General features: G+C 67.5%; 21 protein-coding genes. 12 read left to right on the top strand and 9 right to left on the bottom strand.

Annotated elements, in window-relative coordinates; all coding sequences use genetic code 11:
* Positions 1–44: 44 nt before the first annotated feature.
* The 4 genes from U4Y91_RS03815 to U4Y91_RS03800 form a co-directional block, all read right to left on the bottom strand.
* Complete coding sequence (locus U4Y91_RS03815; RefSeq protein WP_321803395.1) at positions 45–1,475, bottom strand: aldehyde dehydrogenase family protein; 1,431 nt, start codon at positions 1,473–1,475, stop codon at positions 45–47.
* A complete protein-coding gene (locus U4Y91_RS03810) occupies positions 1,472–2,551 on the bottom strand; it encodes a homoserine dehydrogenase (RefSeq protein WP_321803393.1) in 1,080 nt (359 codons plus the stop codon). Before U4Y91_RS03810 ends, U4Y91_RS03815 begins: the two co-directional genes overlap by 4 nt.
* A 150-nt stretch (positions 2,552–2,701) precedes the next feature.
* The gene (locus tag U4Y91_RS03805) at positions 2,702–3,199 is read right to left on the bottom strand and encodes an Lrp/AsnC family transcriptional regulator (protein ID WP_321803391.1); all 498 of its coding nucleotides are present in this window, start codon (positions 3,197–3,199) and stop codon (positions 2,702–2,704) included.
* A gap of 31 nt (positions 3,200–3,230) precedes the next feature.
* The gene (locus U4Y91_RS03800) at positions 3,231–3,926 is read right to left on the bottom strand and encodes a hypothetical protein (protein WP_321803389.1); all 696 of its coding nucleotides are present in this window, start codon (positions 3,924–3,926) and stop codon (positions 3,231–3,233) included.
* 36 nt (positions 3,927–3,962) lie between these two features.
* On the opposite strand from U4Y91_RS03800, the gene U4Y91_RS03795 reads away from it, so the two are divergent.
* Entirely contained in the window at positions 3,963–4,178 is a 216-nt protein-coding gene (locus U4Y91_RS03795) for a hypothetical protein (protein ID WP_321803387.1), read from the top strand.
* Here U4Y91_RS03795 and U4Y91_RS03790 read toward each other — a convergent pair.
* A complete protein-coding gene (locus U4Y91_RS03790) occupies positions 4,154–5,074 on the bottom strand; it encodes a LysR family transcriptional regulator (protein ID WP_044848491.1) in 921 nt (306 codons plus the stop codon). The two genes, U4Y91_RS03795 and U4Y91_RS03790, sit on opposite strands and share 25 nt — an antisense overlap.
* A 132-nt stretch (positions 5,075–5,206) precedes the next feature.
* On the opposite strand from U4Y91_RS03790, the gene U4Y91_RS03785 reads away from it, so the two are divergent.
* The 9 genes from U4Y91_RS03785 (at position 5,207) to U4Y91_RS03745 (ending at position 12,793) form a co-directional block, all read left to right on the top strand.
* Entirely contained in the window at positions 5,207–6,157 is a 951-nt protein-coding gene (locus tag U4Y91_RS03785) for a ketopantoate reductase family protein (RefSeq protein ID WP_124523931.1), read from the top strand.
* On the top strand, positions 6,154–6,546 hold the full coding sequence (locus tag U4Y91_RS03780; RefSeq protein WP_044848449.1) for a VOC family protein: 393 nt from the start codon (positions 6,154–6,156) through the stop codon (positions 6,544–6,546). The genes U4Y91_RS03785 and U4Y91_RS03780 overlap by 4 nt, the downstream gene beginning before the upstream one ends.
* A gap of 2 nt (positions 6,547–6,548) precedes the next feature.
* Positions 6,549–7,007, top strand: a complete 459-nt coding sequence (locus U4Y91_RS03775) for a MaoC family dehydratase (RefSeq protein WP_321803383.1) — start codon at positions 6,549–6,551, stop codon at positions 7,005–7,007.
* Entirely contained in the window at positions 7,007–8,227 is a 1,221-nt protein-coding gene (locus U4Y91_RS03770; protein ID WP_044848447.1) for a CaiB/BaiF CoA transferase family protein, read from the top strand. The genes U4Y91_RS03775 and U4Y91_RS03770 overlap by 1 nt, the downstream gene beginning before the upstream one ends.
* Positions 8,227–9,060, top strand: coding sequence for a shikimate dehydrogenase (gene aroE, locus U4Y91_RS03765; protein ID WP_321803768.1), 834 nt, complete (start codon positions 8,227–8,229; stop codon positions 9,058–9,060). Before U4Y91_RS03770 ends, aroE begins: the two co-directional genes overlap by 1 nt.
* Positions 9,061–9,079: 19 nt before the next feature.
* Positions 9,080–9,523 (top strand): type II 3-dehydroquinate dehydratase, encoded by a 444-nt coding sequence (gene aroQ / locus U4Y91_RS03760; protein ID WP_321803381.1) that lies wholly within the window; start codon positions 9,080–9,082, stop codon positions 9,521–9,523.
* Between the two features lie 207 nt (positions 9,524–9,730).
* A complete protein-coding gene (locus U4Y91_RS03755) occupies positions 9,731–11,158 on the top strand; it encodes an MFS transporter (protein ID WP_321803379.1) in 1,428 nt (475 codons plus the stop codon).
* Between the two features lie 136 nt (positions 11,159–11,294).
* On the top strand, positions 11,295–12,539 hold the full coding sequence (locus U4Y91_RS03750) for an MFS transporter (protein WP_321803378.1): 1,245 nt from the start codon (positions 11,295–11,297) through the stop codon (positions 12,537–12,539).
* Between the two features lie 20 nt (positions 12,540–12,559).
* Entirely contained in the window at positions 12,560–12,793 is a 234-nt protein-coding gene (locus tag U4Y91_RS03745) for a hypothetical protein (RefSeq protein ID WP_321803376.1), read from the top strand.
* Positions 12,794–12,803: 10 nt separating this feature from the next.
* Here the strand turns inward: U4Y91_RS03745 and U4Y91_RS03740 are convergent, their stop codons facing one another.
* Both U4Y91_RS03740 and U4Y91_RS03735 read right to left on the bottom strand, forming a co-directional pair.
* On the bottom strand, positions 12,804–13,850 hold the full coding sequence (locus tag U4Y91_RS03740; RefSeq protein ID WP_044848445.1) for an AraC family transcriptional regulator: 1,047 nt from the start codon (positions 13,848–13,850) through the stop codon (positions 12,804–12,806).
* A gap of 320 nt (positions 13,851–14,170) precedes the next feature.
* Complete coding sequence (locus tag U4Y91_RS03735; protein WP_321803374.1) at positions 14,171–15,805, bottom strand: AMP-binding protein; 1,635 nt, start codon at positions 15,803–15,805, stop codon at positions 14,171–14,173.
* 321 nt (positions 15,806–16,126) lie between these two features.
* On the opposite strand from U4Y91_RS03735, the gene U4Y91_RS03730 reads away from it, so the two are divergent.
* Together U4Y91_RS03730 and U4Y91_RS03725 are read left to right on the top strand one after the other, a co-directional pair.
* Complete coding sequence (locus U4Y91_RS03730; RefSeq protein ID WP_321803372.1) at positions 16,127–17,227, top strand: AraC family transcriptional regulator; 1,101 nt, start codon at positions 16,127–16,129, stop codon at positions 17,225–17,227.
* Positions 17,228–17,370: 143 nt separating this feature from the next.
* Complete coding sequence (locus U4Y91_RS03725; protein ID WP_321803370.1) at positions 17,371–17,760, top strand: hypothetical protein; 390 nt, start codon at positions 17,371–17,373, stop codon at positions 17,758–17,760.
* 211 nt (positions 17,761–17,971) lie between these two features.
* Here the strand turns inward: U4Y91_RS03725 and U4Y91_RS03720 are convergent, their stop codons facing one another.
* Together U4Y91_RS03720 and U4Y91_RS03715 are read right to left on the bottom strand one after the other, a co-directional pair.
* Complete coding sequence (locus U4Y91_RS03720; RefSeq protein ID WP_321803369.1) at positions 17,972–19,465, bottom strand: HAMP domain-containing sensor histidine kinase; 1,494 nt, start codon at positions 19,463–19,465, stop codon at positions 17,972–17,974.
* A complete protein-coding gene (locus U4Y91_RS03715) occupies positions 19,465–20,184 on the bottom strand; it encodes a response regulator transcription factor (RefSeq protein ID WP_044848486.1) in 720 nt (239 codons plus the stop codon). Before U4Y91_RS03715 ends, U4Y91_RS03720 begins: the two co-directional genes overlap by 1 nt.
* Positions 20,185–20,443: the final 259 nt, after the last annotated feature.

Below are 20,443 nucleotides of genomic sequence, written 5' to 3'. Positions count from 1 at the left end.
CCGGTTCGCGCCGCGCCGGCCCGCGAGGGGCCCGCGCTTGCGCATCAGCTAGACAGCCGCCGGTTGCGCCTGAAGCAGACCACCTTCGGCTGCGTCATGTCCGTCATCGCGAATCGAACGCCTTCGCGGCCCAGCGACCCATGCTTGAATCCGCCGAACGGCATGCCGTCGAAGCGGTAATCGGACGAATCGTTGATCATCACGCCGCCCGCCTGCAGGCGCTCGGCCGCGCCGAGCGCCACCTCCAGGCGGTTGGTGAACACGCCTGCATGCAGGCAGCTCTCCGACGCGTTGGCCGCGTCGAGCGCCTGCTGCAGGTCGGTGAATTTCTCGATCGTCACGACCGGCGCGAATACCTCGTCGGTCCAGACACGCGCGTCGTGCGGCACATCCGCGAGCACTGTCGGTTCATACAGCGCTCCGCGTCGCCGATGGCCGGTCAGCACCGTCGCACCGCGCGACACTGCCTCGTCGACCCAGCGTTCGATGCGGATCGCCTGCTCCTCGCCGATCATCGGCCCCATGTCGGTCGCATCGTCCAGCGGATCGCCGACGACCATCCTGCCGGTCAGTTCAACGAAATACCGCACGAACGGCTCGTACGCGGCCTCGGCGACGAAGATCCGCTGCGTGCCGATGCAGTTCTGTCCCGCCGCCCAGAACGCGCCCGACACGCACGATTCGGCGGCATCCTTCAGGTCGCAGTCGGCCATGACGATCACCGGCGCATTGCCGCCCAGGTCCATCGCGATCTTCTTGAGTCCCGCATCGCGCGTGATGGCCTCGCCGGTCTGCGGGCCACCGGTAAAGGTCACCATCCGGATGCGCCGGTCGCGCACCAGCGCGGACGCGAGATCCGCGCCGCCGTGCACGATCTGCAGCGCGGCGCGCGGCGCACCGGCTTCCCACAGGACCTCGACGAGCGCCTGTGCGGACAGCGGCGCGAGCAACGAGGGCTTCAGGATGACCGCATTGCCGGTCGCGAGCGCCGGCCCGAGCTTGTGTGCGACGAGGTTCAGCGGGTCGTTGAAGGGCGTGATCGCGAGAATCACGCCCAGCGGCTCCAGCGTGTAGTAGCCGCTGCGATCCTCCGAGCCGGGATACCCGTCGAACGGGATCGTCTCGCCGTTGAGTCGTTTCGCTTCCTCGCCCGACAGGCGCAGCGTGTTCACGCAGCGCGCGACTTCCTTGCGGGCCTGCCGCAGCGGCTTGCCCGCTTCGAGCGCGATCGTGCGTGCGAATGTCTCCGCTTGTGCCTCCACGCTCGAGGCTGCGCGAAACAGGAGGTCGGCCCGCCGGCTGCGCGGCATGGTTGCGGCCGCGCGCGCGCCGTCGAGCGCGCGCTCGACGAGGACCGGCGCCGCATCGGCTCGCGACAGACGAACCTGGCCGACGATCGAGCCGTCATACGGCGACCGCACATCGGCTACGCCGGCTCCCGTGCAGTCGCTCATCACCGCATCGCGCGCGCTCATGCGGCCACCTCGTGCGAGGCCGCGCCAATCCGGTCCGCCAGTTCGATCAGGTCGGAGAGGATCGCGAACGCCGTTTCCTCGCGCCCGGCACCCGGCCCGCTGATCGTCACGCCACCGAGCACGTCGGTGTCGAACGTGATCGCGTTCGTCACGCCGCTCGCGGCCAGCAGCGGATGGCCGGCCGGCAGCTTGCGCGGTTCGACGCTCGCGGTAACGGTGCCGTCCGGATGGCGGATGGCGGATCCGATCAACCGCCAGGACATGCGCTCCGCCGCCGCTGCGCGCACGTCGTGCTCGGTCAATTCCACGATGCCGCGGCACGTCACGTCGGCGCGCTCGAGGCCGGCATTCCACAGTGCGTTCGCCAGAATGACGACCTTCAGCTGTACGTCCGAGCCGTTGACGTCGGCCGCCGGGTTCGCCTCCGCATAGCCGCGCTGCTGCGCATCCCGGATCGCCGCATCGAAGCTCGCGCCGGCCTCGACCTCGCCGAGCACGTAATTCGACGTGCCGTTCAGGATGCCGGCGAAGCCGCGGATGTCGCAGCCGCGCAGCGAGGTCGCGAGCTGCCGCAGCACCGGCGTGCCGCTCATCACCGTGCCCTCGTACATCACACACGCACCCGATTGCGCGGCGATCCGCGCCAGTGCCGGCTGCGCGAGCGCGATCGGCCCCTTGTTGGTCGTGATCACGTGCTTGCCGCATTCGAGCGCGGTACGGCAATGCGACAGCGCGGGCTCACCGGTGTTCGGATCGGTGAAGGTCGCCTCGATGACGACATCCACGTGTTCCGACGCGATGGCCTTCAGCACCGCACCGAGGCCGACGTCCGGCGACACCAGCGTGCCGGGATCGCGACGCAGCGCTTCGGCATCGACGCCCCGTCGGGCGGTTTCGTCGAGGACGTCCAGCGCGATACCGCGAGGATTCGTCGCGATCCCGAGCCGCAGGTCGGCGACCATCGTCACCGATACGTCGAGTCCCGCCGCGCCCAGCATCGCGCGCTTCTTTTTGAGCAGTTCGACCAGTCCCTGATTGACTCCGCCGAAACCGACCAGTGCCAGTTTGAGTTCCATCTCGATCATCTCCTGTTCATTGACTACACGACACAGGTTAGTTATGCGAATCGATTTTCAAATTATGCGTTTCGCCCGATTCAAGCCATCGCCCATTGCGGTTCGTCATGCGGGACGGACGGATCGCCCGTCCCGCGCGAAACCAGTACGTCAGGCGGCCGGCGGTTCGTCGTCGCCGTCCTTGTCGACCGGCACGAACAGCCCGACCTTGACCGCGCTCAGCACGACATTCGTGTTGATCCGGCGGATCATCGGATTGCTCTGCATGATCCGCGCGGACAGCCGGTCGTACGCCTCGACGTCGCGCGCGGTGATGATCGCGATCAGGTCGGCGGAGCCGGTCACGTAGTAGATCTGCTGGATTTCGTCATGCGCCTTCGACCACTCGCGGAACCTCGCGACCGTCTCGTAGTTTTCGCGTTCGATCTCGATTGCCGCGATGAACGTCATCGGCCTGCCGACCGCCGCACGATCGACCACCGCGATTTCCGCCGAAATGATCTTTTCGGTGCGCATGCGCTTCAGCCGCTTTTGCACGGCCGACGTGGACAGGCCGATCCGTTCGGCGATGGCATCCGCAGTCGCGGTGCAATCGCGCTGGACGATATTCAGGATCTTGCGGTCGAAGGAGTCGAGTGCGTCGGTCATCGCGTGGTCTGCCGGAGAACGGGTGCTTGCGTCAAAGATAGAAAGGGCGGGCCGATCTGAGCCCGACCAGATGCCGGACACGGTCGAACGCGGTGACGAGCGTTTCGCGCCACTGCGCCGCCGGCCCGCTGATACGTACGGGCGCGAAATGGATCGTATCCACACCCGCAGGAATTCGGAACGGACGCTCGATGCCATCGTCCGATTCGGTCACGAGTGCGGTGCCGTCGACTTCGGTCAGGCTCATCAGCAGATGGGCGGGTGCTGTCGCACCAAGCAGGTCGCGCAGAGGCGACTCGTTCGCGGACAACTGCTCGAGCAGCGGCAACTCGTACGCGCCGGGCCACCAGGCGTCGTGCTCGTCGAGCCACGGGCCGACGCCCGGCATGCCGACCATCTCGAGGATCCGGTTCGCACCGAGATGCGCATAGGCGCGACACCGGCCGGCTCCGTCGGTCGAAGAACGCGCCAGCCAGCCGCCGGCGCTCGGGACAGGGTCCGTCAACACGACGTTCGCAGGCTTCAGTCGACCGAGCCTTTCAGCCGCGCCTGCGGCGGATCGTTGCCCTTCGCAGGACCTCTGTGCGTGATCCGGGACGATCCTGTCCGGCACAATCCTGCACACCCACTTGGGACCATCCTGCAAGGCGGCGGGGACGTCGCCGGCCCGGACTCGAGCGGTTCGCCTGCGGGCGTGTTCGACGATGACGATTGGCGTGTCCGGCATACAACTCTCTCGTGCTTGCGGGGCCGCGTCGCAGCGATGCTGGCGCGCTTCATGGATCGGCCGACGGTGTTGGGGCTGGAGAAATCATATCGTCTCGATGCGACTGAAAAAATCTCAACCGCATCGAACCTCGACGCAAAACGTCGAAAAACACTGCTTTCCGGACGTTTCGCATCCAGCCAGGCGCCGGCCAGTCCGGCGTCCATCGCGAACGCCGAACCCGCAAGTCAATGCGATGCACCGAACAGTTGAATCACGACGCCGCGCAGCCACCGGTTGCCGGCCTCATGGTGATATCGCGCATGCCAATGCTGCCGTACCGCAAACCCGTCGACCGGGATCGGACACGCATGAACCGCCAGATCGCTCGCCTGAGCCAGTGTCTGGCCGATATGACGCGGTAGCGTCGTGATCAGGTCGGTCGTCTGGACGATCGCCCCCAAACCCAGGAAACCCGGCAACTCCAGCACGACGTCGCGCTCGATGCGCGCCTGCCGCAGCGCCTGTTCGAGGAGTTGCGCCCCGGTTCCCGCGGTAATGGCGACATGTCCTTCGGAACGATACTGCTTTGCCCCGAGGCGACCGCGAATCCTCGGATGATGCCGGTTGGCCAGACATACCCAGTCCTGGTCGTACAGCTTCTGCTGATAAATGCCGCCACCCAGCCACGGCACATAGCCGATCGCGAGATCGGCTTCGCCGGATTCGAGCGCGCGTTCCGTATTGCCGTCGATCCGTGCGGCTTCCAGCCGGACGCCGGGCGCCTGCGCCCGGACATGGGCCAGCAGCCTTGGCAGCAGCGTGATGTGGCTCGCGTCGGTCATGCAGATGCGAAAGCGTCGCTGGGCCGTCGCCGGATCGAACGCGATCTCCCATGCGGTGAAGCGCCGCAGGGATTCGAGAATTTCCCGGCACGGCCCGATCAGCGCGTCGGCTTGCGGGGTCGGCGCCATGCCGCCGGGTGTCCGGATGAAGAGCGGATCGTGCAGGTGTTCCCTCAAGTGCCCGAGCCAGATGCTGACCGTCGGCTGGCTCTGGCCCAGTTGCTCGGCGACGCGCGTGACGCTGCGCACGTCGTACAGGAGATCGAAAAGCTGAAGCAGCTTCAGGTCGGGCAGGTCGGCAGGCATCGTGGCGTTATTGTCCATGGCAATGACGTCATTGTATCCATTGCATTGTCGGCATGAGCGGCGACTCCTATCGTGATGCCATACGTCAGCTTTGCATGGGACCAGAGTAAGGCGCCAAAGCGCCAACTCTGGTCGACAAAGGAGAAGCCATTGAAAATAGCAATTCTGGGCGCCGGCGCACTGGGCTGCGCGATCGGCGCCACCCTTACCCAAGGCGGCCACGAGACCTGGCTGATCGACCGCTCGCCGGCACACGTCGACGCGATGCGCCGTGACGGCCTGCGCGTCGACGACGCGGCCGGCACCCGCCATGTACGCGTCCACGCGACGACCCAGGCTGCCGATGTCGGCGTGGCCGACCTGGTGGTGGTGCTGGTCAAGTCGTTCCACACCGACGCGGCCATCCGCGGCGCCCAATCGCTGGTGGGGCCGGATACCGCCGTGCTGTCGCTGCAGAACGGCCTCGGACACGAGGACATCCTGATCGACGTCGTCGGCCGCGAGCGCGTCCTCGCGGGCAAGACCTACGTCGGTGGCGTGCTGCGCGGCGCGGGCCATATCGAATCCGGCGTGATCGGCAAATACACCTATATCGGCGAACTCGACGGCCGCATCACACCGCGCGTGCAGGCGATCGCCGCCGCGTTCGATGCCGCCGGCCTCGCCACGACGATCAGCGACAACATCGTCGGCACGATGTGGGACAAGCTGCTGGTGAATGTCGCGACGGGTGCGCTGACCGGCCTGACCGGCCTCACCTACGGGCAGCTCTACGATGAGCCGCTGCTGAAGGCGACGTCGCTCGCGGCCGTGGCCGAGGCGATCGCGGCGGCGCAGGCGGCCGGCGTCAAGCTGTCGATGACCGATCCCGAGCAGGCCTGGACGCTCGCCGCCGAGGGGCTGCCCGCGTCCTTCAAGACGTCGATGCTGCAAAGCCTGGAGAAGGGCTCGATCACCGAAATCGACTTCATCAACGGTTCGGTCGTGCGCTGGGGGCAGCGCTACGGCGTGCCGACCCCGGTCAATGCCACGCTCGTCGCCTGCATCAAGGGGCTGGAACGCGCGATGGCCGACCGCCAACGGCAGGAGGCCGCCGCATGAATGCCACGAAAGCCTATCTCGAACACGTTGCGATCTGGGTCAAGGACATCCGCTGGCACATCCGCTTCTTCGAGGACGTGCTCGGCATGACCCTGCGCGAAGTGGACGGCACGCTCGACGCACCGCGGCAGTACTGGACGCTCGGCGGCCTGCAGTTCATCCACGCGCCGGAACACGATGGCCCGGAAGGCCGGCTCGCGCATCTCGGCGTGATGTGCGAAGACCTGGAGGCCGCGCTGGCCGCGGCGCAACGCTTCGGCGTGACGGAGATGCCGCAAGGGCGCAACTGGCTTCGCCTGCCCGACGGGCTCGCCGTCGAGCTGATCCAGGCCAGGCCGGCTTCCTGCGTCGCGCAGGCACTGGCGATCAACCCGCGCGCGGAGGCATGACCATGACGATCGTCGAAAAATACTGGGACGACGCCCGCGAGGGTGACACGTGCACGAGCCCGAGCTACGTCGTGACCAAGGAACGCATTCTCGCGTACGCCGACCTCACCGGCGACCATACGCCCGTCCACGTGGACGAGGAATACGCGAACGCGAGCCATTTCGGCTGCCTCGTCGCGCACGGGCTGTTCGGCCTGTCCATCGCCGACGGCCTGAAGACGCAGAGCGACTATCGCTTTCTGCCGGGCATGTCGCTCGGCTGGAGCTGGGATTTCCTGCTGCCGATCAAGGTCGGCGACGTACTGCACGTGACGTTCCGCGTCGGCTCGATGCGGGCCAGCAAGAGTCGCCCGGACTGGGGCATCGTCGTGCTGCCGTCGGAGCTGATCAATCAGGACGGTCAGGTCGTTCAACGCGGCGAGCATCGCCTGATGGTGCCGCGCCGCCCGGAGGCACTGTGATGCAGGCTCGCCCACTCGAAGGCATTCGCGTCGTCGACTACAGCCACTTCCTTGCCGGGCCGTATGTCGGGCGCTGTCTCGCGGCGCTCGGCGCCGAAGTCATCAAGGTCGAGCGCCCCGGTTCGGGCGACGCCGGACGCCAGCACGCGACCGTGCTCGACGACCAGCAAAGCGGCTACTTCCTGCAGCTCAACATGGGCAAGCGCGGCGTGAGCGTCAACATGAAGGACGCGCGCGGCAAGGCATTCATGCAGCGGCTGTGCGACTCGGCCGACGTGTTCATCGAGAACTATCGGCCGGGCGCTCTGGACAAGCTCGGGCTCGGCTATGCCGAACTGTCGGCGCGTAATCCGGGCCTCGTCTACTGTTCGATTTCGGCGTACGGGCACACCGGTCCCGATGCGCATCGCGCAGGCTTCGGGCTGATCGCGGAAGCCAAGAGCGGAATCATGCAGATGGTCGGCACGCCGGGCGAGCGGCCGCCGCTGCTGCGCATCTCGCTCGGCGACATGTATACCGGCATTCATGCGGTCGCGGCCATCAACGCCGCGCTGCTGGGGCGCGTGAAGAGCGGCCGCGGGCAGCACATCGACATGGCGCTGTACGACACGCTGGTATCGATGCACGAATATGCGGTGCAGTGCTACACGCTGCAGGGCGTGCTGCCCGAGCAGACCGGGCACGACATGCCGACCTCGACGCTCTACGGCGTATTCCGTGCCGCGGATGGCGATCTCGTGATCGCCGCGCAGGTCGACGACGCGTGGAAACGCTTCGCCGAGCTGATCGCGACGCACGGCGGCCCGGCGGAGTTCGGCGCCGACACGCGGTTTCACGACAGCACCGGGCGCAACGCGCACCGCGCGGAGATTCTGTCGGTGGTCGAGCCGTGGGTGGCCGCGCGTTCCGTCGCGTCGGTACTGGAACTGCTCGACGGCATCGACGTTCCGTGCGCGAAGGTGCAGCGCATCGACGAGGTATTGAACGATCCGCAGATCCAGGCGAGAGGCATGGTCGTCGAGCAACAGCATCCGCGCTACGGGACGCTGCGCCTGCCCAACCTGCCGTTCCGGTTTTCCGATTGCGATACGACGATACGCGACGTCGCGCCCGATCTCGGGCAGCACAACGCGGAAGTCGCGCGCGCCCTCGGGTTCGATCCGGCCGAAATCGACGCGATGCAGGCCGACGGCGTCCTCTATTCAAAAGCGAGCCAATGATGACCGACCAATACGCGGTGATCGGCAATCCGATCGGGCACACGAAGTCCCCACTGATTCACGGCCTCTTCGCGCAGGAAACGCGGCAGGACCTCAGCTATACGGCCATCGAGGGGCCCGTCGAGCCGGCAGGCGCTTTCGCTGCCACGGTTCGTGCGTTTTTCGAGGGCGGCGGCAAGGGCATCAACGTCACCGCGCCGTTCAAGCTCGACGCGTTCGCGATGTCGGACGAACGCAGCGAGCGGGCGCAGCTCGCGGGCGCGGCCAACGCGCTCAAGTTCGACGGCGGCCGCATCCTGGCCGACAACTTCGACGGCATCGGCCTGGTTCGTGATATCGAGGCGAACCTCAAGCTGCCGATGGCCGGCAAGCGTGTCCTGGTGCTCGGTGCGGGCGGCGCGGCACGCGGCGCGCTGTTGCCGTTCCTCGACGCCGGACCGGCTGAACTGGTCATCGCGAATCGCGACGTCGACAAGGCGCGCGCATTGGTCGCGCAGGTTGCCGGACGCGGTCCGCTCGTTGCCGGCAGCTACGCGGACCTCGCACGGATGGGGCGTTTCGACCTGGTCGTCAATGCGACGTCGGCGAGCCTGACCGGCGACCTGCCGCCGGTCCCGCCGAGCGTGTTCAGTCCGGCCGGCACGGCCTACGAACTTGCCTACGGCAAGCGTCTGACGCCGTTTCTCCGGCTCGCGAAAAACGCCGGCGTACACGGCATTGCGGACGGCGTCGGCATGCTGGTCGAGCAGGCGGCCGAAGCGTTTGCATGGTGGCGCGGCGTACGCCCCGAGACCAGTTCGGTGATCGATCGGCTGGCCGTGCCCTTTGATTGAACACGCGATGGAGATTCGCATGAAGAAGATCCTGATGCTGCATGGCATCAATCACAACGTGTTCGGCAAGCGCGACCCTGCACAGTACGGGACGATCACGCTCGCGCAGATCGATGCGCGGCTGCAAGGGCTGGCGGAGGAACTGGGTGTACAGGTGGACTCGTTCCAGACGAACAGCGAAGGCGCGATGTGCGAGCGCATTCATCGCGCTTTCGAGGAACGCCAGGACGCGGTGCTGATCAACGCCGGGGCATGGACGCATTACAGCTACGGCATTCGCGATGCCCTTGCCATCCTCACGTGCCCGATCGTCGAACTGCACATGTCCAACATTCATGCACGCGAGCCGTTCCGGCATCACTCCGTGCTGGCCGAGATCGTCAGCGGGCAGATTTGCGGTTTCGGAGTCCAAAGCTATCTGCTGGCGCTGAGGGCCGCGGTTTCGGCGCTCGGCGACGCATAGGCCGATTCCCGCATCGGCTGCCGATGCGGGACCGACGCCCATGCGCAACCGTTCCCGGGTGCACGGCGTGGCGCACCGCGGTGGTTCGCCGTGCGTCGGATCGACGGGCCCCGGTCAGGTCACACAACGGAGTCGCCACATCGGGCAGTGACGACTCCCCGCATCACCCGCGTTGCCCGGCACACATATCAATATCTGGAGACGACGATGACCACGACCTTGCGAGACGAGCCTCGCGGCAGGCACCAATCGAGAAAAGCCGCCATCAGCGGCTGGATCGGCTCGGTGCTCGAATACTACGATTTCTTCATCTACGCCACGGCATCGGCGCTGATCTTCCCGCAGATCTTCTTTCCGCACGGCAGCCCCACGACCGCCATCATCGCGTCGCTGGCCACTTACGGTGTCGGCTACGTGTCGCGCCCGATCGGCGCGTTCGTGCTGGGCCATCTCGGCGACACGCGCGGACGGAAAACCGTCCTGCTGTTCTGCATGTTCCTGATGGGCATCTCGACCGTCGGCGTCGGCCTGCTGCCGACCTATCAGCAAGCCGGGCTGATCGCGCCGGCCTTGCTGGTGACGCTTCGCCTGCTGCAAGGTTTCGCCGTGGCCGGCGAGATCACCGGCGCGAGCTCGATGATCCTGGAGCACGCGCCGTTCGGTCGGCGCGGATACTTCGTCAGCTTCACGCTGCAGGGCGTGCAGGCCGGGCAGGTGCTGGCCGCCGCCGTGTTCCTGCCGCTCGCCTACTACATGCCGTCCGCGCAATTCGACAGCTGGGGCTGGCGCATTCCGTTCCTGCTGAGTGCGCTGGTCATCGTTGCGGGTTTGATCATTCGCCGCCAGGTCGACGAGTCGCCGGCCTTCGATGAAGCGGTACGCAACCGGTCGCAAGCCGGCTCGCCCGTCGCCGACGCTTTCCGGCATCACTTTCCCGACATGGTGCGCGTGGCCTGCATGTCGATGATGAACGTGATTCCGGTCGTCGCCACGATCTTCGGCGCAGCCTATGCGGTCCAGCCGGCGTATGGAATCGGCTTCCAGAAAGACATCTATCTCTGGATCACGGTGGTGGGCAATATCGTTGCGATGATCGTGATTCCGTTCGTCGGCAACCTGTCCGACAAGGTCGGACGCCGGCCGCCGATCATCGTCGGCGCGCTGGCGGCCGGCCTGCTCGCGTTCGCCTACCTGTATGCGATCAGCATCCGCAACGTGCCGCTCGCCTTCGTGATGTCGATGCTCATGTGGGGGGTGGTGTACCAGGGCTACAACGCGGTATTTCCCTGCTTTTACCCGGAACTCTTCCCGACCCGCACGCGCGTCTCGGCGATGGCGATCGCGCAGAACCTCGGCACCGCGGCCACGGCGATGCTGCCCGCGCTGTTCACGGCCGTCGCGCCGCCCGGCGCACACCACGTCTGGCTGATCGTCGGTGGGATCGCGTTCGGCATCACCGTGATTGCGTCGCTCGCAGCCTTGAGCGCACGCGAGACCCATCGTGTCCATATGAACGACCTGGGGCAAGCGAACGCTCGACCGGTCGACAAGGCAGAATACGACCGGCTGCGCGTCGATGCGATGGCGCGCCATCGCGTCGTGCACGAACACGTGCCGGGATCCCTGGGCAACTAGCCGGCGCTCGACGGGGCGTCGTGTCCGGCGCCCCGTCCGCCGGGCAGTTCCAGCTTGCTGCTGCACCCTCACCGGCAGAGCGCACTTGCGTTGCCGCTGTCTTCACCCGATGCCTGATACCGTGCCGAAAACCGTCATGCCGGACACCACGCGCCCTGCCCGCCTGAACTTCGCGCTCATGTTGCCGCTTCTGCTGGCGGCCCAGCCGGTGGCGACCGACAGTTACCTGCCGGCGCTACCTGAAATCGCCGCAACGCTGGGGTCCGCCAGCGTCAGCCTGACTGTTTTCGCATTGATATTCGGTATCGGGCAATTGCCGATGGGCAGTCTTGCCGATCGGTACGGCCGCCGCCCCGTGTTGCTGAGCGGCCTTGCGCTCTATGCGCTGGCAGCGCTCGCGGCTGCGCTCGCGTCGAGCGCGGCGATGCTGGTCGCCGCTCGCGCGATGCAGGGCTTTGCCATGGCCGCGATCCTGGTATGCGCGCGCGCGACGGTGCGCGACCGGTATTCGGCAGCCGACGGCCCGTACGTGATGGCGCGTGGTTTCATGGGAATGGGGATGATGGCGTTCCTCGCGCCGATTCTCGGTGCGTATGTCACGCAGCAGGCCGGATGGCGATGGGTGCTCGCGGGGATGAGCCTGTATGCGTTCGGGCTGCTCGTGATGTGCTGGTACGGCTTCGAGGAAAGCTTCACCAGAATCGCTTCGAGCCGGGGCTCGATCCGCGGCTCGATCCGCGACGTGCGCGAGATATTCGGCAATGCCACGTTCAGGGTATGGGCGCTGCTGGCCGCCTCGACGTACACCGGCATGTTCTGCTTTCTCTTGCTCTCTCCCGCAATCTACATCCGGTATCTCGGCCTGTCGCCCCAGCGATATGGCTGGATACCGGCGAGCGGTACGTTCGTCTATGTCCTGAGTACGTACGGCTGCCGCCTGTTGCTGCGACGTCAGAGCATGCTGCGAACGGTGCGACAAGGCGCAACGTTGAGCCTCACCGGCGCGGTGATTCAGGCATTGGGCTGTGCGCTGCTTCCCGGAAACATCTGGCCGCTGCTCCTCGGGCATGGCGTGTATTGCCTCGGCCACGGAATCCATCAGCCCTGCGGGCAGGCAGGGGCGGTCAGCAGCCTGCCTCATCTGGCGGGCCGCGCGGTATCGTGGTCCGGCTTCATCATGATGTTCTTCGCCTTCAGCGTGGGACAGACGGCAGCGGTCTTCACCGATCCGCGCTATCAACTGGGCGCGTGGCCGATGGTGGTGCCGATGCTCGTCGTCGGCGCGACGCTGGTCACGATCGCGTTTGCCTGGCTGCCGACAATCATTCACCCGACTTCGGTCGGCAGGCAATCCGGCGTATCGGCGAGTTCGAGCAGCTGACCGGGCCGCCGTGCTTGCGTGTGAAGCGCGAGGCCGACGCGCTCGCGCTGTCCGTCGAATGCGTCGCGCGCGACGTGACGCCGACCGCTCGTGACCGCGAACGACGCGAGGTGGACGATCTTCGCGATGCGCTATTCCCGATACGAAAAGCGCAACAGCATGCCGCACGCACGCTGACGCGTGACGACGGGGAGCCGTCCATGGGAGAGCACGAAGGATACCGGTTATGGGAGCGGGATCGAAATCGGGTTTGAACAACCCGCGCTACGCGCGCCGCCGGTAAGTCCCCGGCGTACTCCCCGTCCAGTGGCGGAACGCGCGATGGAACGCGCTCGGATCGTCGAAGCCGATATCGGCGCCGATCGCCGCGATCGTGTCGAGCGTGTCGGTGAGCCGCTGGATCGCGATGTCGCGCCGCAGTTCGTCCTTGAGCGCCTGGAACGTCGTGCCTTCCGAGGCCAGGTGGCGGCTCAGCGTGCGCACCGAGCAATGCAGATGCTCGGCTGCCTGCTCGATCACCGGCAGGTCGGGCAGCGCCGCCGACAGGTATTGCCGCACGCGATGGCACACGAGCTGTTCGCTGAACGATTCGAAGATCCAGTCGCCGGGCGCGCGCGCGAGGAACTTGCGCAGGTTGCGCTTGCTCTGCCGGATCGGCGCGTCGAGGTAGTCGGCGCTGAAGCGCATCAGCGTGCGTTCGCAGTCGAACTGCACGGAGCCGGTGAAGAAGTACAGGTGCTCGACCGCATGGCGCGGCCGCGGGCACGCGAACTCGATCTGCAGCAGCGGGATCTTCTGCCCGATCAGCCAGGAACACACGCCGTGCACGAGCTTGAGCATCAGCTCCTGGCCAAGCGCGCCGATCGGGCCGACGGCCGGGTTCGGCCGCAGCAGCACCTGCGCGACGAGGCCGTCGCGCTTCGATTCGACGAAGAAGTCGTCGAGCAGGATATGGAAGAACTGGCCGAAACGGTGCAGCGCCGTTTCGAGGTTGCGCGCATCGAGCAGGCTCAGGCACAGGTACTTCAGCGTGCCGCCGCGCAGCGGGCGCGAGAAGATGCCGGGCATCTCGTCGTCGAGGTCGATCGCGAGCGTGCGGTACAGCGTCGAGAACTGCTCTTCCGTCACGCGCGCGTGCGGCTCGCCGAGCAGTTCGAGCGGGATGCCGGCCCCGCGCAGGTAACGCTCGACCACGTCGCGCTGCGCGCCCGCGCTCGCCAGAAAGCCGTTGACGAGCGAAATCGGCACCGTCGCGCTCGGCGACGGCAGCGCCTGCCCGGGCCGGGCGGAAGGTGAGTCTGAACCGGTCATCGCGTCCCCGTCGGTCGAACCGCTCGCATTGTACTTGAGCGGTCCAGGCCGGGCTTTTGGGGCTTTTGGGGCTTTTGGGGCTTTTGGGGCTTTTGGGGCTTTTGGGGCTTTTGGGGCTTTCGGGGCTTTCGGGGCTTTCGGGGCTTTCGGGGCTTTCGGGGCTTTCGGGGCTTTCGGCGCTTTCGGCGCTTTCGGCGCTTTCGGGGCCTTCGGGGCCTTCGGGGCCTTCGGGGCCTTCGGGGCTTGCGGGGCTCGCAGGGCCTTCGTGGCTTGCGACGTGCCGGCCCGCGCGCCGACCGGCGCGCGACGCGTCGGCGCCATCAGTCGGCGCGGCTGAGTTCCCGGCGCAGGATCTTGCCGACCGTCGACTTCGGCAGCCGCTCGACCACGCGGATCAGCTTCGGCACCTTGTACGCCGCGAGGTTCGCGCGGCAATGCGCGACGAGCTCCGCTTCGGTCACGGCCGCGTCCGGCGCGAGCACCACGAACAGCTTCACGGCCTCGCCGGTGCGCGCGTCCGGCACGCCGATGCACGCGCATTCGGCCACGCCCGGCAGCGCGGTGGCAACCGCTTCCACCTCGTTCGGGTACACGTTGAAGCCCGACACGATGATCATGTCCTTCTTGCGGTCGACGATCTTCAGGAAGCCGGCCGCGTCGAACACGCCGATGTCGCCGGTGCGGAAGTAGCCGTCCGCGGTGAACGCCGCCGCATTCGCGTCCGGCTTCTGCCAGTAGCCGCCCATCACCTGGGGCCCCAGCACGCAGATCTCGCCCGCTTCGCCGATCGCGACCTCGCGATCCTGGTCGTCGAGCAGCTTCACGTCGGTCGACGGCAGCGGCAGGCCCGTCGTGCCGGTGAACGCGTCGATCGACTGCGGGTTGAAGGTGACCACCGGCGACGTTTCCGACAGCCCGTAGCCTTCGCGGATGAAGTTGCCCGTCACCGCCTTCCAGCGCGCGGAGATCACGTCGATCACCGCCGCGCCGCCGCCGGCCGACAGCTTCAGCCGCGACCAGTCGACCTCCTTCAGCCGCGGATGGCCGGCGAGCCCCGCATACAGCGTGTTGACGCCGACGAACACCGACGGCCGCGCAGCCTTCAGCACGTCGATGAAGCCGTCCATGTCGCGCGGATTCGCGACGAGCCAGTTCTCCGCGCCGATCGCGAAGTAGGACAGGAAGTTCACCGTCAGCGCGAAGATGTGATACAGCGGGATCGCCGTGACGACGACCTCCTCGCCCGGCGCCCGTGCGCCCGACACGATCGCCGCGAACTGCTCGATGTTCGCGACCAGGTTGCGGTGCGACAGCGCGGCGCCCTTCGACAGCCCGGTCGTGCCGCCCGTGTATTGCAGCAGCAGCAGATCGGCGCCGCCGAGCGCGACCGGCTCGAAGGCGAGCGATGCGCCGGCGGCGAGTGCATCCGCGAGCGGGATCGAGCCCGGCGGCAACGCGTCGCACGCGCCGGCCGGCGCATCGACGACACCGAGATCGCCGCGGCCCACGGCCAGCACGGTCCGGATGCGCGTCTTGCCGACCACGTCGGCGAACGTCCCCATCGAGCCGCCGCACACCACGGCCACTTCGACGCCCGCGTCATTGAGCTGGTGCTCGAGTTCGTGCGCGGTATAGAACGGGTTCACGTTGACCTGGATCGCGCCGAGCCGCGCGAGCGCGACGGTCGTCACCGGAAATGCAAGCACGTTCGGCAGCATCACGGCCACGCGGTCGCCCTTGCGCACGCCCACGACCTGCTGCAGGTACGCGGCGAGCGCGGCCGACAGGCGGTCGACGTCGGCGTAGGTCAGCGTGCGGCCGAGCGCGCGGAACGCGGGACGATCGGCGAAGCGGCGCATCGCGTCGTCCAGCAGCGCGGTTACGGAAGGAAAGCGATCGGGATCGATCTCGGCGGGGATCGAGCCGTACGAGCCGATCCAGTGTCTCTTCGTCATTGTCCTGCTCCTCGGGGGACGGCACCGGGCAGCGCCGTTCGCACGGCGGCCCGCACACCGGATGCGCATGGGCCGTCGCCTGACCGGCAACTATCGCCGGCCAACCGTGCTTTGAAAATGATCCGGGCGGTCGAAAAGATGATCGAAACGGACACGCGGACGCGCGGCGAGCGGTCAGCCGCGGCGCGCGCTCGCGCGACGGTTCACCCTTGCCGGACCGTGCAAGCCCGTGCGCATCAGGGTGAACCCTATGGCGCGCCCGCGCGTTCCGGCGCAGAATCGCGAACCCGGAACGGTATCGAATCGGACGCAGAATCAGCCATGCCGCGCAGTGCGCTCTTGACCCCGACGGCCGCCGGCGCCGCCCCGCTGCCGGACGCGCCGCTCGCCCCCGCGTCGCGCGAGAAACGCTTCTCGCCGGCCAAGCTGGCCGTGCTCGTCGGCGTCGTGCAGGAACTCGGCCTCGACCCGGCCGCGGTGCTCGACGGCACCGGCCTGGCGCCGGACACCGTCGCCGATCCGTTCACGCTCACGTCGTCGCTGCAGTTCCTGACCGCCGCGCGCAACGCGATCGGCCGCTACGACGGCACCGATCTCGGCGTGCGCGTCGGCCGCCGGCTGCATGCGTCGAGCTACGGGATGTACGGCTACGCGATGCTGTGCTCGGAATCGCTCGCGCATGCGTTCGATTCCGCCGTCAAGTATCACCAGCTGGCCAACGGGATGCTCGCGATCCGCTGGGTCGAACAGGGCGACACCGCGTCGTGGCTGTTCCCGGATCCGCACGAAGCCGCGCTGCCCGGGCCGGACCTGCCGCTGTACCGCTTCCTGATCGACATGCAGTTCGCACTTCACGTGACGATCATCAAGGACGTGATGGGCGCGTGGTGCGTGCCGGCCCGCGCGCAGTTCGCGCAGCCGGAGCCGGCGCACGCGGCGCAGCTCGCCGATGCGCTCGAATGCCCGATCGCGTTCGGCCAGCCGCACCATGTGTTGAGCTACCCGGCCGCGTGGCTCGCGCGCGCGCCGCAGCTCGCGAACCCGATCACCGCCGCGCAGGTGTCGTCGCACTGCGCGCGCCTGCTCGACGAGTTGCGCAGCCAGGCCGGCGTCACGCGGCGCGTCTACCAGGAACTCACGCGCACGCCCGGGCAGTTTCCGGACATCGACGCGATCGCCGATACGCTGTGCATGACGTCGCGCACGCTGCGCCGCAAGCTCGACGCCGAAGGCTCGTCGTACAGCGGGCTGCTGACGAGTGTGCGCAAGGCGCTCGCGATCGATTACCTGAGCACCACCACGCTCAGCACCGAGGACATCGCGCTGACGCTCGGCTTCAGCGACGCGGTAGGGTTCCGCCACGCGTTCAAGCGCTGGACCGGCACGACGCCGAGCGAGGTGCGGCGCAAGCGTGGCGGGTGACGGCGAGCACCGCGGGTGGCGTGGACCGAGTCAGCGAAGTCGTCACCGCGGCAGCGCAAACCGACCGTGTTCTTTTTTCAGCGGAAAGAAGGCGCGCTTTCGCCAGCCGCCGCGCCGATCTTGCGCGTTGAACAGGGAGAATCATGAAACCGTTTCATAGCCGTTGCCTGGCACTTCTCGGTGGCGTCAAGTCTGTTGCGTGGCTGCTCGTCTGCGCATCCGCGCATGCGCAGACTTCCGGGCCGTTCGAGCTGAAATGGCCCCATCCTGGCGAGAAGCTCGTCTACCAGTCGCGCGGCTGTGCCGATGAATGCTGGGAGGCTGCGGTGGTGAACAAGCGTACCGGCGTCTTGCTTGCACGCCTGCGCTGCGACGGCACCGACTTGCCGCTGACCCTCCGCGGCTACCGGCCCGCCGCGACGCCATCCCAAGTGGATCTAGGTGATTGCAGCCCCGATTCGTGGCCGCCAGACGGCGTGAACAAGTTTGAGGCCATACCGGCGGAATTCGAGCGATTGCTCAGGATGCCTTGACGTTGGCGACTCGCACGGCCGCGCTCGGCACCGAGCGCTTTCAGCGTGACATCCTGATGCTGAAATCGCGACATCGTCCGACTGAAACGCATTGATCGCCCCATCATCTGGAGCCACGGACGACCGACGCGCCGGGGGCGCCCCGCCGCGATTTCCGCGCATGCATTCGGGCGGAAATCGCGCCAACGGCGCGGGTCAGCTTCAGTCGGCTTCACCGCGCCTCGCCCGCCGGCGGATTCGCCACCGCCAGCGCAAACTCGAACACCGCACCGCGCCCGTCCCGATCGACGAGCCGGATGCCGCTGCCGTTGAGCGCCAGCATCCGGTGCACGATCAGCAGCCCGAGCCCGCCGCTCGTCGCCGCGCCGCCGCTGATCGGCCGCTGCGGCCGCCGGAACAGCCCTTCTCGCCGCGCCGGCGGAATCCCTTCGCCGGTATCCGACACGGTCACCACCACGCGATCGTCCAGCGGCGTCAGCGCGACCTCGACCTCGCCGTGCTGCGGCGTGTGCCGCAATGCGTTGTCGAGCAGGTTGGTCAGCACGCGCTCGATCATCCCGAGATCGGCCGACACGACCGGCACGCGCGGCGGGATTCGCGCATGCAGCACGATGCCGCGCGACTGCGCGGCGAGTTCGAACTTCTGGAATACGTCCTGCACGAGATCGACGAGTGAGAACGGCTCGCGCTCGGCCTGCACGCCGCCGGACTCGAGCCGCGCGAGCTCGAACAGCGCCTGCGCGAGCCGGCCGACCTTCGTGCTCTGCGCGAGCGCGATCGACAGGTAGCGGCGGCGCTCGGGCTCCGCGAGCGTATCGGACTTCAGCGACAGCGTCTCCAGATAGCCGTGCAGCGACGTCAGCGGCGTGCGCAGGTCGTGCGAGATGTTCGTGATCAGTTCGCGCCGCTGCTGGTCCTGGCGCGTCAGCGCGCGCCACTGGTCGCCGATCCGGTCGGCCATCTGCGCGAACGCGGATTCGAGCACCGCGATGTCGTCGCCGCGTCGCCCCGGCGGCGAGCGCGGCACCGGCGGCTGCGCATCGGGCGCGGCGTTCGCGTCGAAGCGGCGCATCGCGTCGGTCAGCCGGCGCAGCGGGCGCGTGATGAAGCTGAACGCGATCAGGCCCGCGAGCAGGCCGAGCAGCGCGACGACCGCCATCGACCACAGCGTCGTGCGCAGCACGTTGCCGGCGTCGACGCGCGCGGCCAGCTGGTCGTGCGCTTCGCCGAGCAGCACCACGTAGATATAGCCGGACGCCGGCTGTCCCGCGCGCTGCAGCGGCGCGGCGCTGAACACCTTGCGCGCGTCGGGGCTGCGGGGATCGTCGCCGAGGATTGGCAGCGGCTCGCCCGCGATGAAGCGCTGCACCGGCGCGAGATCGACGCGCTCGCGCTTCACGTGGCCGGGCGGCGCGTCGTCGCCCTTGATGCGCCCCGCGTTGTCGAGCAGGTACACCTCGACGCTCGGGTTCACGCCCATCAACTGGCCGAACAGCGTGCGCACGGCGTCCGGGCGGAGCCCGTTCGCGTCCATCAGCGGCGTGCTGCCGGCGATGTGCGCGGCGAGATCGCGCGACAGGCCCTGCACGACTTCCTTCTCGCGCATGTCGTTCGCGCGGATCTGCAGCCACGCCGACGCACCCGAGCACGCGAGCAGCAGGATCGAGAACACGAGCGACAGCCGCTGGGTGAGGGTCAGCTTCATCACGTGTCCCGCTGGTCCGGCGCGGCGAGCTTGTAGCCGCGTCCCCACACGGTGAGGATCCGCACGGGCTCGGCCGGATCGGCCTCGATCTTCGCGCGCAGCCGGTTGATGTGGGTGTTCACCGTGTGTTCGTAGCCTTCGTGCTGATAGCCCCACACGGCATTGAGCAGGTCCATCCGCGAGAACACCTTGCCCGGATGCCGCGCGAAGAAATACAGCAGGTCGAACTCGCGCGGCGTGAGGTCGATGCGCGTGCCGTCGACGGCGGCTTCCCGCGCGATCGGGTCGATCGACAGCCCGGCGACGTCGAGCGTGCCGGCGTCGATCCGCGAATCGCGCGCGAGCGCGTCGACGCGCCGCAGCAGCGCCTTGACCCGCGCGACGAGTTCGAGCACCGAGAACGGCTTCGCCAGGTAATCATCGGCGCCGAGTTCGAGGCCGAGGATCCGGTGCACCTCGCTCGAACGTGCGCTGGTGATGATGATCGGCGTGTAGCGCGCCATCGCGCGCGCGCGCCGGCAGATTTCCAGGCCGTCGACGCCCGGCAGCATCAGGTCGAGGATCAGCGCGTCCCAGTTGCCCTGTTCGAGCAGGCGCAGCCCTTCCGTGCCGTCCGCGCTGTGCACGACTTCGTAGCGCTCGTCGCGCAGGTGCAGGCTCAGCACGTCGGCGATGTCGGCGTCGTCTTCGACGATCAGGATGCGTTTGGGGTGGTCCATGGCGGTCGGCGGCGGCACGGCGGTGGCGGTCTTCGGTCTCGAACGGCGGTTCTGGCCGGCCAGGTCCGGCAAGCCGGCCTGCCCGGGGCGAATCGCGGCGCAATGCCGCGCTGCCGCCATTGTGCAAAATTTTGCGGCGGAAAGGGGTCACAAATCGTTTAAGTTTGGATCGTGGCTGTGTTCCGCGGCAATGCCAGCAAGGCTTTGCGCTCCGCCCCCAAAAATCGAACTTCCCTTACCCCAGTCCGAACACTAAAAA

The organism is Burkholderia sp. BCC1993, from assembly GCF_905339865.1.
Lineage (GTDB): Bacteria > Pseudomonadota > Gammaproteobacteria > Burkholderiales > Burkholderiaceae > Burkholderia.
Note: the sequence above shows the minus strand (reverse complement) of the source record. Positions and strands in the feature narration are given on the sequence as shown.

Bases quoted from the DNA above. Each gene is read 5' to 3' on its own strand.
- U4Y91_RS03815 (WP_321803395.1), bottom strand. From the start codon at position 1,475: ATGAGCGCGCGCGATGCGGTGATGAGCGACTGCACGGGAGCCGGCGTA.
- U4Y91_RS03770 (WP_044848447.1), top strand. From the start codon at position 7,007: ATGCAGGCTCGCCCACTCGAAGGCATTCGCGTCGTCGACTACAGCCAC.
- U4Y91_RS03730 (WP_321803372.1), top strand. From the start codon at position 16,127: ATGCCGCGCAGTGCGCTCTTGACCCCGACGGCCGCCGGCGCCGCCCCG.
- U4Y91_RS03810 (WP_321803393.1), bottom strand. From the start codon at position 2,551: ATGGAACTCAAACTGGCACTGGTCGGTTTCGGCGGAGTCAATCAGGGA.
- U4Y91_RS03735 (WP_321803374.1), bottom strand. From the start codon at position 15,805: ATGACGAAGAGACACTGGATCGGCTCGTACGGCTCGATCCCCGCCGAG.
- U4Y91_RS03715 (WP_044848486.1), bottom strand. From the start codon at position 20,184: ATGGACCACCCCAAACGCATCCTGATCGTCGAAGACGACGCCGACATC.
- U4Y91_RS03790 (WP_044848491.1), bottom strand. From the start codon at position 5,074: ATGGACAATAACGCCACGATGCCTGCCGACCTGCCCGACCTGAAGCTG.
- U4Y91_RS03750 (WP_321803378.1), top strand. From the start codon at position 11,295: ATGCCGGACACCACGCGCCCTGCCCGCCTGAACTTCGCGCTCATGTTG.
- U4Y91_RS03800 (WP_321803389.1), bottom strand. From the start codon at position 3,926: ATGCCGGACACGCCAATCGTCATCGTCGAACACGCCCGCAGGCGAACC.
- U4Y91_RS03755 (WP_321803379.1), top strand. From the start codon at position 9,731: ATGACCACGACCTTGCGAGACGAGCCTCGCGGCAGGCACCAATCGAGA.
- U4Y91_RS03780 (WP_044848449.1), top strand. From the start codon at position 6,154: ATGAATGCCACGAAAGCCTATCTCGAACACGTTGCGATCTGGGTCAAG.
- U4Y91_RS03725 (WP_321803370.1), top strand. From the start codon at position 17,371: ATGAAACCGTTTCATAGCCGTTGCCTGGCACTTCTCGGTGGCGTCAAG.
- U4Y91_RS03775 (WP_321803383.1), top strand. From the start codon at position 6,549: ATGACGATCGTCGAAAAATACTGGGACGACGCCCGCGAGGGTGACACG.
- aroQ (WP_321803381.1), top strand. From the start codon at position 9,080: ATGAAGAAGATCCTGATGCTGCATGGCATCAATCACAACGTGTTCGGC.
- aroE (WP_321803768.1), top strand. From the start codon at position 8,227: ATGACCGACCAATACGCGGTGATCGGCAATCCGATCGGGCACACGAAG.
- U4Y91_RS03795 (WP_321803387.1), top strand. From the start codon at position 3,963: ATGCTGGCGCGCTTCATGGATCGGCCGACGGTGTTGGGGCTGGAGAAA.
- U4Y91_RS03720 (WP_321803369.1), bottom strand. From the start codon at position 19,465: ATGAAGCTGACCCTCACCCAGCGGCTGTCGCTCGTGTTCTCGATCCTG.
- U4Y91_RS03805 (WP_321803391.1), bottom strand. From the start codon at position 3,199: ATGACCGACGCACTCGACTCCTTCGACCGCAAGATCCTGAATATCGTC.
- U4Y91_RS03740 (WP_044848445.1), bottom strand. From the start codon at position 13,850: ATGACCGGTTCAGACTCACCTTCCGCCCGGCCCGGGCAGGCGCTGCCG.